14 protein-coding genes and 1 other RNA gene are annotated in these 13,677 nt (G+C 55.2%); 10 read left to right on the top strand and 5 right to left on the bottom strand.

Features of this window, described 5'->3' with window-relative positions; genetic code table 11:
* The first annotated feature begins 9 nt into the window (after positions 1-9).
* The gene (locus tag AC6I8W_RS16915; RefSeq protein ID WP_497835932.1) at positions 10-708 is read left to right on the top strand and encodes an IclR family transcriptional regulator; all 699 of its coding nucleotides are present in this window, start codon (positions 10-12) and stop codon (positions 706-708) included.
* Here the strand turns inward: AC6I8W_RS16915 and AC6I8W_RS16910 are convergent.
* On the bottom strand, positions 695-2,002 hold the full coding sequence (locus AC6I8W_RS16910; RefSeq protein ID WP_497835931.1) for an MFS transporter: 1,308 nt from the start codon (positions 2,000-2,002) through the stop codon (positions 695-697). The two genes, AC6I8W_RS16915 and AC6I8W_RS16910, sit on opposite strands and share 14 nt — an antisense overlap.
* A gap of 218 nt (positions 2,003-2,220) precedes the next feature.
* Here AC6I8W_RS16910 and AC6I8W_RS16905 point away from each other — a divergent pair, with 218 nt between their 5' ends.
* Positions 2,221-2,949, top strand: a complete 729-nt coding sequence (locus AC6I8W_RS16905; RefSeq protein WP_497835930.1) for an oxidative stress defense protein — start codon at positions 2,221-2,223, stop codon at positions 2,947-2,949.
* A 76-nt stretch (positions 2,950-3,025) separates the two neighbouring features.
* On the opposite strand, the gene AC6I8W_RS16900 is transcribed toward AC6I8W_RS16905, so the two are convergent.
* Entirely contained in the window at positions 3,026-3,931 is a 906-nt protein-coding gene (locus tag AC6I8W_RS16900; protein ID WP_497835929.1) for a LysR family transcriptional regulator ArgP, read from the bottom strand.
* A gap of 159 nt (positions 3,932-4,090) precedes the next feature.
* On the opposite strand from AC6I8W_RS16900, the gene rpiA reads away from it, so the two are divergent.
* From rpiA to serA, 3 genes are all read left to right on the top strand, one after another.
* Entirely contained in the window at positions 4,091-4,750 is a 660-nt protein-coding gene (rpiA, locus tag AC6I8W_RS16895) for a ribose-5-phosphate isomerase RpiA (RefSeq protein WP_021184632.1), read from the top strand.
* Positions 4,751-4,821: 71 nt separating this feature from the next.
* Positions 4,822-5,016, top strand: coding sequence for a hypothetical protein (locus AC6I8W_RS16890; protein WP_150105794.1), 195 nt, complete (start codon positions 4,822-4,824; stop codon positions 5,014-5,016).
* Positions 5,017-5,029: 13 nt separating this feature from the next.
* Entirely contained in the window at positions 5,030-6,268 is a 1,239-nt protein-coding gene (gene serA / locus AC6I8W_RS16885) for a phosphoglycerate dehydrogenase (RefSeq protein ID WP_497835928.1), read from the top strand.
* 58 nt (positions 6,269-6,326) lie between these two features.
* Here the strand turns inward: serA and AC6I8W_RS16880 are convergent, their stop codons facing one another.
* The 3 genes from AC6I8W_RS16880 to zapA all read right to left on the bottom strand — a co-directional run bounded on the left by AC6I8W_RS16880 (position 6,327) and on the right by zapA (position 7,546).
* Complete coding sequence (locus AC6I8W_RS16880; RefSeq protein WP_497835927.1) at positions 6,327-6,917, bottom strand: 5-formyltetrahydrofolate cyclo-ligase; 591 nt, start codon at positions 6,915-6,917, stop codon at positions 6,327-6,329.
* Between the two features lie 76 nt (positions 6,918-6,993).
* A non-coding RNA gene (gene ssrS / locus AC6I8W_RS16875) (6S RNA) lies at positions 6,994-7,177 on the bottom strand.
* A 39-nt stretch (positions 7,178-7,216) separates the two neighbouring features.
* Positions 7,217-7,546 (bottom strand): cell division protein ZapA, encoded by a 330-nt coding sequence (gene zapA / locus AC6I8W_RS16870; protein WP_013510338.1) that lies wholly within the window; start codon positions 7,544-7,546, stop codon positions 7,217-7,219.
* 170 nt (positions 7,547-7,716) lie between these two features.
* Here zapA and AC6I8W_RS16865 point away from each other — a divergent pair, with 170 nt between their 5' ends.
* The 5 genes from AC6I8W_RS16865 to gcvT all read left to right on the top strand — a co-directional run bounded on the left by AC6I8W_RS16865 (position 7,717) and on the right by gcvT (position 13,660).
* Positions 7,717-8,298, top strand: coding sequence for a YecA/YgfB family protein (locus AC6I8W_RS16865; RefSeq protein ID WP_497835926.1), 582 nt, complete (start codon positions 7,717-7,719; stop codon positions 8,296-8,298).
* A 51-nt stretch (positions 8,299-8,349) separates the two neighbouring features.
* Positions 8,350-9,672, top strand: coding sequence for a Xaa-Pro aminopeptidase (pepP, locus tag AC6I8W_RS16860; protein WP_497835925.1), 1,323 nt, complete (start codon positions 8,350-8,352; stop codon positions 9,670-9,672).
* The gene (gene ubiH, locus AC6I8W_RS16855; RefSeq protein WP_497835924.1) at positions 9,669-10,847 is read left to right on the top strand and encodes a 2-octaprenyl-6-methoxyphenyl hydroxylase; all 1,179 of its coding nucleotides are present in this window, start codon (positions 9,669-9,671) and stop codon (positions 10,845-10,847) included. The genes pepP and ubiH overlap by 4 nt, the downstream gene beginning before the upstream one ends.
* Positions 10,848-10,867: 20 nt before the next feature.
* The gene (gene ubiI, locus AC6I8W_RS16850) at positions 10,868-12,070 is read left to right on the top strand and encodes an FAD-dependent 2-octaprenylphenol hydroxylase (RefSeq protein WP_497835923.1); all 1,203 of its coding nucleotides are present in this window, start codon (positions 10,868-10,870) and stop codon (positions 12,068-12,070) included.
* A 492-nt stretch (positions 12,071-12,562) separates the two neighbouring features.
* Positions 12,563-13,660 (top strand): glycine cleavage system aminomethyltransferase GcvT, encoded by a 1,098-nt coding sequence (gene gcvT, locus AC6I8W_RS16845; RefSeq protein WP_497835922.1) that lies wholly within the window; start codon positions 12,563-12,565, stop codon positions 13,658-13,660.
* Positions 13,661-13,677: the final 17 nt, after the last annotated feature.

The following is a 13,677-nucleotide window of genomic DNA, read 5'->3' as shown; positions in this document are numbered from 1 at the left end:
GGGTGACTTATGTCTTCTCAACCCAATCAAAGCCTGATTGACGGTATTCGCTGCTTGCAATATTTGGTTTCCAGTGGCAAAGCCGTTGGCTGTCGCGAACTGGCCCGTCAGATGGGGATGAACAGCACGCGGGTCAACCGCCTGCTGATGACCATGGCCTCGATTGGTCTGACGATGCAGGATGAGCATCGTCGCTACCTGCCAGGACCGGGGGTACATGCATTGGCGGCGCAGGCGATTCGCGGATCGTCGTTGTTTGCTCAGGCGCTGCCACAACTGGAAGCCAATGCGCCGCGCGATATTGTGGTGGCGCTGGGCGTGCTGTGGGAGGATCAGGTGATCTATATCTGGCACTCGGAGCCGGGTGAGCGCACCAGCACCAGCCAGGCGCTGGCGGGCTACCATATGTTGCCTGCCTGGCAGTCGGTGATCGGCGTATCGCTGCTGGCGGCGGAGAGCGATGAAGCCCTGCGGCCACGTTTCACTGACGAGCAATGGGCGCAGATTGCTCCGTTGCTGGCGCGTAAACGCACCCAGGACACTCTCATCTGGCATCGTGATGATGGTGAAGTCAGCATGGCGCAGCCGATTAATAACAATCGCGCGGCACTGGCGTTTGCCAAAATCTGGCAGGCGGATGAGGCGTATCTCCAGCAGCGACTGGCGCAGTTGCAGGCGCTGGCGCAGCGCTTGATTATGGCGCGCTGACATGGTCGATTTTCCCGACGATAAACAGGTAGCTGGCGATGCCAATGGCGGCCAGTACAGCGATAAAGGCTAACGCTGGCGCAAAATTATCACCATCGATCAATGCGCCAATGGCAATCGGCACCACGATTGAAGAGAGTGCGCCGGTGAAGTTAAACACGCCACCGGCCATCCCAATCAAATGGCGTGGTGCCAGCGCCGTGACAAACACCCAGGTAATGGTCGCCAAACCGTTACCAAAGAAGGCGACCGACATAAACAGGATGATCAGCGCGGAATTGTCAGTGTAATTGGCGCCGAGAATAAACAACGTCAGAGAGAGACCGAGGATCACCGGCAGCTTGCGTGCCACGCTGGCTGAAACGCCCCGGCGTATCATGCGGTCCGAGGCAAAGCCCGCCAGCAGTACGCCACAAAAGGCCGCGAAGTACGGCAGTGACGCCACGTAGCCGCTCTTGATAAACGTCATATGTCGATATTCCACCAGATAGGTCGGAAACCAGGTCAGGAAGAACCAAAAGGTGGCGGATATGGTGAACTGACCAATGTAGATCCCCACCAGTTTGCGGCTGCGAAACATCTGCGCCAGATCCTGCCAGCGGGCACGTGATTGTGGCGTGTTTTGGCGAGCTGCCAGCAGCGCGCCATTGCTGCGCAGATAATTCAGCTCCGCCTGTGAAACGCCTTTGTGTTCGGTGGGTTCACGGTACAGGCGATACCACACCAGCGACCAAATCATGCCGACGACGCCGGTAATCAGAAACAAACCACGCCAGCCAAACGCATCCTGCACATGGAATAGCAACGGCGTCATGCAGGCGAGGCCGACAAACTGTGCCGACGAATAAATACCGATGGCGCTGGCGCGCTCTTGTTCCGGGAACCAGCTGGAAATCACCCGGTTGTTGGCGGGCATCACCGGGGCTTCAAAGGCACCCACACCCAAACGCAGGCCAAATAGCGCGAGGAAGCTACCGGCAAAGGCGTGTAGCGCCGTCACCATCGACCAGGCAAATAACCCGATGCCATATACCAGCCGCGCGCCAAGACGATCGATCAAGAAACCACCAGGGATCTGTAATGCGGCATAAATCCAGCCAAATGCGGAGAAAATCAACCCCATCTCCAGCGGGGTAAAGCGTAGTTCACCGGTTATCGCGGTAGCGGCGACCGAAAGGTTGGTACGATCCATGTAATTAATGATGATGTTGATAAACACCAGGCCAAGCATCAGAAAGCGTGTACGCCCGGCACGGACGCTGACACGAGGTTGGGCTATCGGTTGCTCTGTCATCGTGGAACACTCCCGGAAGTCAGGATGTTTCTTTTATAGAAACAGTTGTGTGAAGATTCAGCGAATAAACCGTGGTTATTTTGTGATCGCGGAGACGATATAACAGCAGAGTGCCCGAACTTTTCGCTGAATCAAAACTCAGACCATCACGCATGGTAATGTGTAGCAGGCTTCGCCATAGTGGCGACCTCAGAATTGAATCTTCAAGGAGGACTTTCGTGAAACTCAAAGCACTGGCGCTGGCCGCCGTAATGAGCGCGGGCGCATTGCCTGCGATGGTTCAGGCCGACGAGCTGCCGAATGGCCCGCATGTGGTCACTTCAGGGCAGGCAAGTGTCGAGGCGCGCCCGGATATTGCTACGCTCTCGATTGTAGTGAATGTTTCGTCGAAAGACGCGGCAGATGCCAAAAAGCAGGCTGACAGTCGTGTTGCACAATATTTTGATTTCCTGCAAAAAAATGGCATCGAGAAGAAAGATATCGATGCAGCCAACCTGAGTACTCAGCCGGAATACGATTACACCAAAGAGGGGAAATCGGTGCTGAAAGGCTATCGCGCGGTGCGTCAGGTGCAGGTTACGCTGCGTCAGTTGGACAAGCTGAATGAACTGTTGGATGGCGCGTTGAAAACCGGTCTGAACGAGATTCGTGCAGTGGATCTTGGCGTGGCAAATCCACAGACCTATAAGGATCAGGCGCGTAAGGCGGCTATCGCCAATGCGACGCAGCAGGCGGCGGCACTGGCGGAAGGTTTCAACGCTAAACTCGGCCCGGTGTATAGCATCCGCTATCACGTTGCCAACTATCAGCCGATGCCAATGGCGCGCATGTACAAAGCCGCAGCAGCCGAGGCGGATACCTCAGCGCAGCAAACCTATGAGCAGCAGGCTATTCACTTTGACGATCAGGTGGATGTGGTATTCGATATCAAACCGAATACACCGTAATGTTTCCGTAGCGGCGCAATCCCGTGCGTGCAAAAAATGCGCGATAAATTGCGCCGCTACGAATTTGTCCAGGCTGTTAAGCGGCTAAATCGTCCTGGCGCAATACGCGATGGCCGTGGGCAATCAATGCATCGGTGACGCGGCGCATCAGACGGCTTTCTGGCGCAAAACGATGCCAGTACAGCATACGCCGCTGGTACAAGCCGGGCGTTAAATCCACCAGATCGCCATTCGTCAGTTCACGCTCAATCTGCAAATGTGGAATCATACAGCAGGTCGATCCCTGACGTGCCAGCTGTACGAAGGCCTCTGACGAGTTAACGATATGGCAGGGCACGCTACCCGGTGATAAATCGAAATTCTGTTGCAGAAACGCCTGATGCATATCATCCAGATGATCAAAGGCGATGGCCGGGGCTTTCAACAGCGCTGAACGCGTCACACCATTCGGGAAGTAGCGATTGGCAAACTCGGGCGAAGCCACAAACAGATAATCAAGCGCACCCAGTTGATCAACCAGACAGCTCGGCAATGGCTGCGGCTGAATACTCACTGCTCCCACTACCTCACCACGGCGTAAGCGCTCCTGAGTGCGGGTTTCGTCTTCGACCTGGATGTTGAGGCGCACCGGGGAATCGGCCAGTACATCTTTCAACGCGGGCAGCAACCAGGTTGCCAGGCTGTCGGCGTTGACCGCCAGCGATAGCAGCAGTGGTGTGGTGCCGACACTTTCATCACCCAGCCACTCCTCTTCCAGTAGCTCCACTTGATGCAATAACGCCAGCAGCTTCTGCCCTTGTTCCGTCGGGCGTGGCGGTACGGTACGCACCAGCAGCGGCTGTCCAAATAAATTTTCCAGCTGCTTGATGCGCTGCGACACCGCAGACTGCGTAATACAAAGTTTCTGTGCGGCGCGCTCAAAGCCGCGTTCACGAATCACAGCATCCAGCGCCTGAAGCGTTCGATAATCCGGGCGTTTCATTGTTGTTCTCTCTCGTTCAGGGTGGAGGGTACTATGCCACAAAAAATCAAAAGATGGTTTTTGTGGGCTGAGTTACAAAGCTTTTAACAGCCGCGCTTTTTTACGCCGCCTTGTTTTATACTACGCGCACCTCGTTGTCGCACAGGTTTTAAACATACCATGACCCAGGATGAACTGAAAAAAGCGGTAGGTTGGGCAGCACTGCAATATGTGCAGCCGGGCACCATTGTTGGCGTTGGCACCGGTTCAACCGCTGCCCATTTTATTGATGCGTTAGGTTCTATTAAGCATCAAATTGAGGGTGCGGTTTCCAGTTCGGAAGCCTCAACGCAGAAACTGAAGTCCCTCGGCATTCACGTATTTGATCTCAATGAAGTGGATTCGCTCTCGGTTTATGTCGACGGTGCGGATGAGATCAACCCGCAGATGCAAATGATCAAAGGTGGTGGCGCGGCGCTGACACGGGAGAAAATTGTCTCCGCCGTGGCTGAGAAATTTATCTGTATTGCCGATGCCTCGAAAGAAGTCGATGTGCTGGGTCATTTTCCTCTGCCGGTTGAAGTGATCCCGATGGCGCGTTCCTATGTGGCACGCGAACTGGTGAAGCTGGGCGGTCTGCCGGAATACCGTCAGAACGTGGTGACCGATAACGGCAACATTATTCTCGACGTGCATAATCTGCGCATCCTGGATCCGATCGCGCTGGAAAAAGCCATCAATGCGCTGCCGGGTGTGGTGACTGTGGGGCTTTTCGCGGCACGCGGTGCCGATGTTGCGCTGATTGGTACGGCGGACGGCGTAAAAACCATTACCAAATGATCTGTCCGGCGCGGTTGCCGCGCCGCTTATTTCCATACGCAAAACATCTTTTCTTCGTATGCTGAAATTCGGTGACTTATGTCACAAAATGGTCATCAACAGCAGGTTCATTCTTCGCCCTGGACGCATATCCCGATTTTGTACGGCATTGTGCTGCCGTAGCACTGACGCGTGCTGAGGTTGAGGCAATCGATTGTCTTGCTGCAAACGAATTTTTTGATATTTTGACAGAAGGCTGGCTTATGGCAGCCCTCGTTGAATTCTGAATAGGGTCGGGAAATGGCAGAGTTATCACTGGAAAAAGACAAGATTAAGTTCCTGCTGGTGGAAGGTGTCCATCAGAGTGCGCTGGATAATTTGCGTGCGGCAGGTTACACCAACATCGAATTCCACAAAGGTGCGCTGGATGCGGAGACGCTGAAGTCCTCGATCCGTGACGCACACTTCATTGGTATCCGCTCCCGTACCCAATTGACCGAAGAGATTTTCGCTGCGGCTGAGAAACTGGTCGCGGTCGGCTGCTTCTGTATCGGCACCAACCAGGTTGACCTGAATGCGGCGGCAAAACGCGGTGTGCCGGTATTTAATGCCCCATTCTCCAACACTCGCTCAGTAGCCGAATTGGTCATTGGCGAAATGCTGTTGATGCTGCGTGGCATTCCGGAAGCGAACGCCAAAGCGCATCGCGGTATCTGGAATAAAATTGCGGCGGGTTCCTATGAAGCGCGTGGCAAAAAGCTGGGCATTATCGGTTATGGCCACATCGGCATGCAGCTCGGTGTGCTGGCAGAAAGCCTTGGCATGCATGTATTCTTCTACGATATCGAAAACAAGCTGCCGCTGGGCAATGCCACTCAGGTACGTCATCTGTCTGACCTGCTCAACATGAGCGATGTGGTCAGCCTGCACGTGCCGGAAACGCCGTCAACGCAGAATATGATTGGTGCCGCCGAACTGGCACTGATGAAACCGGGTGCGCTGCTGATCAACGCCGCGCGCGGTACGGTGATCGATATCCCGGCACTGTGCGATGCGTTGTCGAACAAACATCTGGCGGGGGCGGCGATTGACGTATTCCCGGTAGAACCGGCGACCAACAGCGATCCGTTCAATTCACCGTTGTGTGAATTCGATAACGTGATCCTGACACCGCATATCGGTGGCTCGACGCAGGAAGCCCAGGAAAACATCGGTCTGGAAGTCTCTGGCAAGCTGGCGAAGTATTCTGACAATGGTTCAACCCTGTCAGCGGTTAACTTCCCGGAAGTGTCGCTGCCGATGCATGCCGCCAGCGCCAGCCGTCTGCTGCACATCCACGAAAACCGCCCGGGTGTGCTGACCGCCATCAACCAGATTTTTGCTGAGCAGGGCATCAACATCGCCGCCCAGTATCTGCAAACCTCTCCGTTGATGGGCTACGTGGTGATCGATATCGATGCACAACAGGATGTGGCGGATAAAGCGCTGCAACTGATGAAAGCGATTCCGGGCACCATGCGCGCACGTCTGCTGTACTGATTTAACATCGCGCTGCTACAGATATCGTAGCGGCGCGATTTATCGCACCACAACGCTTTTACCATTGCCACAATTTCGACGGTGTAATCACTACCGGTAACGGCACATCCCAGGCTGCCACGGGCAGCGTTTCAACACGCTGGCAATCATGCGCAATCCCCACCGGTAGAAAACCATGCTGCTGCCAGTTTTGTAGCGTGCGATCGTAAAAACCGCCCCCCATACCCAATCGCTGACCGCTATGGTCAAATGCCACCAGCGGTACCATCACTACGTCCAGTTGATCAAGGGTTACCATTTGGGTGATATCCAGCGGAGGCTCTGGAATGCGTAGTTTATTCGGGCTGAGTGGCGTGTCGGGCGTATAACGCAGGAACAACAAATTGCCGGGGGCAAAAGGGTGGAGCACCGGCAGATAAACCTGTTTTTTCTGCTGCCAGAGTTTGGCGATCAATGGGCGCGTATTCAGCTCACCATCGACGGAAAGAAACAGCGCGATACGTTCGGCATTACTGATCGGGGCAAAATTGATGGCATGTTCTGCCAGCAAGTCGGCAGCTTGTTCCTGCTGTTCAGCCGTGAGGTTGCGGCGCAAATGACGCACGTGTTGACGAATGTCTTGTCGGTCGCGAAATGAGGGTTCAGACATGATATCCCCGGCAAAGTCGGCTGTTGCCAGCCACTATATCATGCGTACCGGGGGATAACAGAAGTGGAACTAAGAGGAGATCTCCGAGATGCCGCCGCAGGCTGTAACCCTTGAACCCTTGGTTCAAGGTGAATGTGTCGTCGCAACTATCAGGCTTCTCGGACGGACCGAGCATGCTCACAAGTTACGGAGCGCCACATTCTGTGGTAATGAAATATCGGCTCAGGGGACTGGCCCGCATGCAAACATCTCAGAGAAAATTTACTTCACCGTTACTGTATCACGATAACCATGAAGTGTTATTCAAACTTTGTGCCCTGGCGATCAGTTATGCGACCTTGCTCAACTAATGCTTGTTCAATGGTCTGTTGCAGCATACGAATACGTTGTTCCATATTGGCTGCATAGTCGCGCGTCTTACCTTTCTCTTGTGCCAGCTCATGGCAGATGTTTAACGCGGCGATGAACACCAGTTGCTCTGTATTTGTGACTCTAGTGCGAACTTTTAAATCTTGCAACCGTTGATTGAGGTCCTCAGCTGCCGCATTCAGCGCATCTTGCTGTTCAGGCGGACAATTCACTCTCAACGAACGACCAAAAATCTGAATATCTACCGGTTGTGCAGACATGCCACCTTCCTGACTGATTACTTTGCCCGCATCTCCCTTAGCAGTCAATGGCTTGGGAGGAGCGCAACTATATAGACCTGGGTGATAAGTTACAACCCCTTTTCTGGAAACCCTGAGGCACCTGGTGGTAGCATAACACGAACTTATTCTGCCAACGACGACCAAAGCTTATGTCTTTACAGAACGCAACCCCCACTTACAATGCGCTGGCAGCGGCGCTTTCCCAGCAGGGCGTGGGAATGACCCCCGCCGAAATGCACGGCTTGATTTGCGGCATACTATGCGGCGGTAACCAGGATAACAGCTGGAAGACGCTGGTGCACGATCTCACCAACGAAGGCATGGCGTTTTCGCAAAGCCTGTCGCAGCCGTTGCAGGCGCTCCATGAAAGCCTGACCAACACCCTTGCTGAAGAGGGTTTCCTGTTTCAGCTGATGTTGCCTGAAGACGATGACATCACGGTATTTGACCGTGCTGATGCGCTGGCAGGATGGGTCAACCATTTCTTGCTGGGACTCGGCGTGACCCAGCCGAAACTGGACAAAGTCACTGGCGAAACCGGCGAAGCGATTGATGACCTGCGCACCATCGCTCAACTGGGCTATGACGAAGATGAAGATCAGGAAGAACTTGAGCAATCACTCGAAGAGGTGATTGAGTATGTACGCGTTGCCGCTTTGCTGTGTCACGACACCTTCAACCAGCCACGGCCGCCAACAGCACCTGAGGTGCAGAAACCCACGCTACATTAAGCGCGTCATTCCGGGTACTGCCGTGCCCGCTTTTCAACAGGGAGTGCAAACATGATTACACTGGAAACTTTCCAGCAACGTCGTCAGGCGCTGATTGCCCGTATGGCACCCGGCAGTGCCGCATTGATTTTTGCTGCGCCGGAAGTGACGCGCAGTAACGATAGCGAGTATCCCTTCCGCCAGAACAGTGATTTCTGGTATTTCACCGGTTTTAACGAGCCGCAAGCGTTGCTGGTGTTGATTAAAAGCGACGAGACACATAATCACAGCGTACTGTTCAACCGCGTGCGTGATCTGACGGCCGAAATCTGGTTTGGCCGCCGTCTGGGCCAGGATGCTGCCCCGGAGAAGCTCGGTGTGGACCGGGCATTGCCGTGGGATGATATTGGCGAGCAACTGCATCAGCTGTTGAACGGGCTGGATGTGGTGTATCACGCTCAGGGGCTGTATGACGAAGCGGACCAACTGGTGTTCAGCGCGCTGGAAAAACTGCGTCGCGGCTTCCGCCAGAATTTGAGCGCGCCGGACACGCTCACCGACTGGCGTCCGTGGGTGCACGATATGCGCCTGTTCAAAGGACCAGAGGAGATCGCCATCCTGCGCCGTGCTGGTGAAATCAGCGCGCTGGCGCATACCCGCGCCATGCAGGCTTGCCGTCCGGGGATGTTCGAATATCAGCTGGAAGGTGAAATCCAGCATGAATTCAATCGCCACGGCGCGCGTTTCCCGTCTTACAACACCATTGTTGGTGCGGGCGAAAATGGCTGCATCCTGCACTACACCGAAAATGAATGCGAGATGCGTGATGGCGATTTAGTGCTGATTGACGCAGGTTGCGAATTCCAGGGCTATGCGGGAGATATCACCCGAACTTTTCCGGTTAACGGCAAATTCAGCGCCCCGCAACGCGCTATTTACGACATCGTGCTGGCTTCACTGTACAAAGCGCTGGAACTATTCCGTCCAGGTGTCAGCATCCATGATGTCAACGATGAAGTGGTGCGCATCATGGTGACCGGTCTGGTGGAGCTGGGCGTGATGGAAGGCGAAGTGGATGCGCTGCTGGCAGAGCAGGCCCACCGTCAGTTCTTTATGCACGGGCTAAGCCATTGGCTGGGGCTGGACGTGCATGATGTCGGCCACTATGGCACGCCAAGCCGCGACCGCATCCTCGAACCTGGCATGGTTCTGACCATCGAACCGGGCCTGTATATCGCGCCGGATGCTAAGGTTCCCGCGCAATATCGCGGTATCGGTATTCGCATCGAAGATGACATCGTCATCACCGCAGACGGCAACGAGAATCTGACCGACAGCGTGGTGAAAGATGCTGACGCGATTGAAGCCTTAATGGCGGCGGCACGACAGGCATGAGTATTCTGATTGCAGGTGGTGGCATGACCGGTGCCACCCTGGCGCTGGCACTCTCTCATCTGACCCAGGGAAAACTGCCGGTAACGTTGATTGAACGCAGCGAACCGGAAAGCCGTGCGCATCCGGGATATGACGGTCGTGCTATCGCGCTGGCGGCGGGCACTTGCCAGCAACTGGCGGAGATTGATCTGTGGCGATCATTGCAGGATTGTGCCACCCCCATCACCCATGTGCACGTTTCTGATCGTGGTCATACCGGGTTTGTCTCGATGCAGGCGGCGGATTATCAGTTACCGGCGTTGGGTCAGGTGGTGGAGTTGTTCGATGTTGGACAACGCCTGTTTCAGCGTCTGAAACAGGCTCCGGGTGTGACGGTACGTTGCCCGAATCATGTCACGGCGGTGTCACGCAGCGCTGATAGCGTGCAGGTAACGCTGGACAGTGGCGAACAGCTGGACGGTGCCTTGCTGGTGGCGGCTGATGGCTCGCGTTCACCGCTGGCAGCCTCCTGCGGCATTCACTGGCAGCGTGAGGATTACCAGCAACTGGCGGTGATAGCCAATGTCACCACGCAGCTTCCGCATCAGGGACGCGCTTTCGAGCGTTTTACCGAACACGGCCCGCTGGCGCTGTTACCGATGTCGGGCAACCGCATGTCACTGGTGTGGTGCCATCCACTGGACGCCAGAACAAACCTGACGCAGTGGGATGACGCCACTTTCCTGCGCGAGCTGCAACAGGCATTTGGCTGGCGTCTTGGGCGCTTCACCCATACCGGTCAGCGCGAAATCTACCCGCTGGCATTGCAAACCGCGGAACGCCAGGTGGCGCACCGCCTGGCGCTGGTGGGGAATGCGGCGCAAACGCTACATCCGATTGCCGGACAGGGCTTTAACCTCGGCCTGCGTGATGTGATGTCACTGGCGGAAAATCTCGCCAGTGCCTGGCGTCAGCGTCAGGACCCTGGCAGTTATGCGGTGTTGCATCATTTCGCCGCGCGACGCCAGCCAGACCGTGCCGCCACCATTGGCGTCACCGATGGTCTGGTGCGGTTGTTCGCCAACCGTTATGCTCCGCTGGTGGCAGGACGAAATCTTGGGCTGGTGGCGATGGACCACCTGCCGTGGCTGCGAAACCCCCTTGCCGCGCGTACGCTCGGCTGGGTAAAACGTTAAGCATGAATTAAGGGGCAGCAATGCAAACTTTTGATGTGGCTATCGCTGGCGGTGGCATGGTCGGACTGGCCGTCGCCTGTGGGCTGCAAGGTAGCGGATTACGCGTTGCGGTGCTGGAGAAGGCCGCAGAACCGCAGTTTGATCCGGCGGCTGCACCATCGATCCGCGTATCGGCAATCAATGCAGCCAGCGAACGCTTGTTGCAAAAACTGGATGTCTGGTCAACCATTCTGGCCCTGCGCGCCAGCGCTTATCACGGCATGGAAGTCTGGGATCAGGACAGCTTTGGCAGCATCAGTTTCGATGACGAGCAGCAGGGGCTCGCGCATCTCGGCCATATCATTGAAAATCCGGTGATTCACAGCGCGTTGTGGCAACGAGCCAGCCATTGTAGCGATATCACCTTACTGGCACCGGCGCAGTTGCAGCAGGTGGCGTTTGGCGACAATGAAGCCTTTATCACGCTCCAGGATGGCAGCATGATGAGTGCGCGCTTGTTGATTGCCGCCGACGGTGCCAACTCGTGGTTGCGTGATAAGGCCGATATCCCGATCACCTTCTGGGATTACGATCATCACGCGCTAGTGGCGAATATTCGCACTGATCTGCCGCATGACGCCGTGGCGCGCCAGGTCTTTCACGGTGACGGCATTCTGGCTTTTTTGCCGATGCAGGATCCGCATCTCAGTTCGATCGTCTGGTCGCTGTCACCACAGGAAGCCAGCCGTTTGCAGGCGATGCCAGAAGCGCTGTTTAATCAACAGCTTTCCGTGGCTTTTGATATGCGCCTTGGCTTATGTCAGGTGGAAAGCGAACGTAAAACCTTCCCGCTGATGGCGCGCTATGCGCGAAACTTTGCCGCGCACCGCCTGGCGTTGGTTGGTGATGCTGCCCATACCATTCACCCATTGGCAGGCCAGGGCGTAAATTTAGGCTTTATGGATGCTGCAGAATTGATCGGTGAAATTCGACGTTTGCACAGTCAGGGCAAGGATATTGGTCAGCATCTGTATCTGCGGCGTTATGAGCGCAGCCGTAAGCACAGCGCGGCGCTGATGCTGGCAGGTATGCAGGGCTTCCGCGAGTTGTTTGCGGGCAGCAATCCGGCAAAAAAATTGCTGCGTGACGTTGGGCTGAAGCTGGCCGATACCCTACCCGGTATCAAATCGATGATGCTCAAACAAGCCATGGGGTTGAATGATATCCCCGGCTGGCTGCGTTAATCCCTCCTTCACATCGCACCCATTCCGTAGCGGCGCGATTTATCGCGCGAATCCGTGCGCGATGCCGGTAAAAGCCGCGCGATAAATCGCGCCGCTACGATCATTGCCCCTCCTTGCACCATCCTGATGCATTACCGCACCCTTTTTGCGCCTCGTTTGATTTATTCTAATTTTACGCCCTGATTCGCATTATATTTTCTCATGCAAAAGGTTTTCTGATGCGGTGCCATTTGCCCATGAAAGGTGTTGGATTGCATTATTTTTCTGTATAAAAGTTAATTTGTTGTATTTTATTCGTGGTTAATCACTGAATTACAGTTAATTATCCTGCATTCTGTTCGGCGCTGTGCTGACGCTTAGTGATGGTTCACCCTCGTTTTGCTTATGGTTAATTACGCCGTTCGGTGGTAACGTCAGCGCAAAGAGAACGTTTGCGTCAGCCGCAATCGGCTGCGCAGGCGCGTCACGCTCACTTGTTTCTACAGGATGGTTATGACTCAGCAAACGCCTCTATTCGAACAGCATCAGGCCTGCGGCGCACGTATGGTGGACTTTCACGGCTGGATGATGCCCCTCCATTACGGCTCGCAAATGGATGAGCATCACGCGGTACGCACTGATGCCGGCATGTTTGATGTTTCCCACATGACCATTGTTGACCTGCACGGCGCACGCACCCGCGAATTTTTGCGCTATCTGCTGGCGAACGATGTCGCCAAACTGACTCAGCCGGGCAAAGCGTTGTACACCGGCATGTTAAATGCCTCAGCTGGCGTCATTGATGATTTGATTGTTTACTTTATGACCGAGGACTTCTTCCGTCTGGTGGTGAACTCGGCCACCCGTGAAAAAGACCTGGCATGGATTGGTGAACACGCGCAGCCGTATGGCATTACCCTGACTGAACGTGACGATTTGGCGCTGATTGCAGTGCAGGGACCGAATGCCCAGCAGAAAGCGCAGTCGCTGTTCAGTGCGGCACAACGTGATGCTGTCGCGGGCATGAAGCCATTCTTCGGTGTACAGGCAGACGATCTGTTTATCGCTACCACCGGTTATACCGGTGAAGCGGGCTACGAAATTGCGCTGCCTGCCGCTGCTGCGGTGGATTTTTGGCAGCGTCTACTGGCAGCAGGTGTCAAACCGGCGGGACTCGGCGCACGCGATACATTGCGTCTGGAAGCCGGGATGAACCTCTACGGCCAGGAGATGGACGAAGGCGTTTCACCGCTGGCGGCTAACATGGGCTGGACCATTGCCTGGGAACCGGGCGACCGTAATTTTATTGGTCGCGAGGCGCTGGAAGCTCAGCGTTCTGCCGGTACGGAAAAACTGGTCGGATTGATCCTGACCGAAAAAGGGGTGCTGCGTAACGGTTTGCCGGTACGTTTCACCGATGAACAGGGTCAGCCGCAGCAGGGTATTATTACCAGTGGCTCCTTCTCTCCGACGCTGGGCTACAGCATTGCGCTGGCGCGCGTACCAGCGGGCATTGGCGAGCAGGCGATTGTGGAAATCCGCAACCGTGAAATGCCGGTGAAGGTCACCAAACCAATTTTTGTTCGCGCCGGTAAGCCGGTCGCACAGTAACTTTTTCAGGAGATTTG

The organism is Pantoea sp. X-Soil-TKNS-1211 (assembly GCF_059730495.1).
This window is presented reverse-complemented; position numbering and strand designations above follow the sequence as displayed.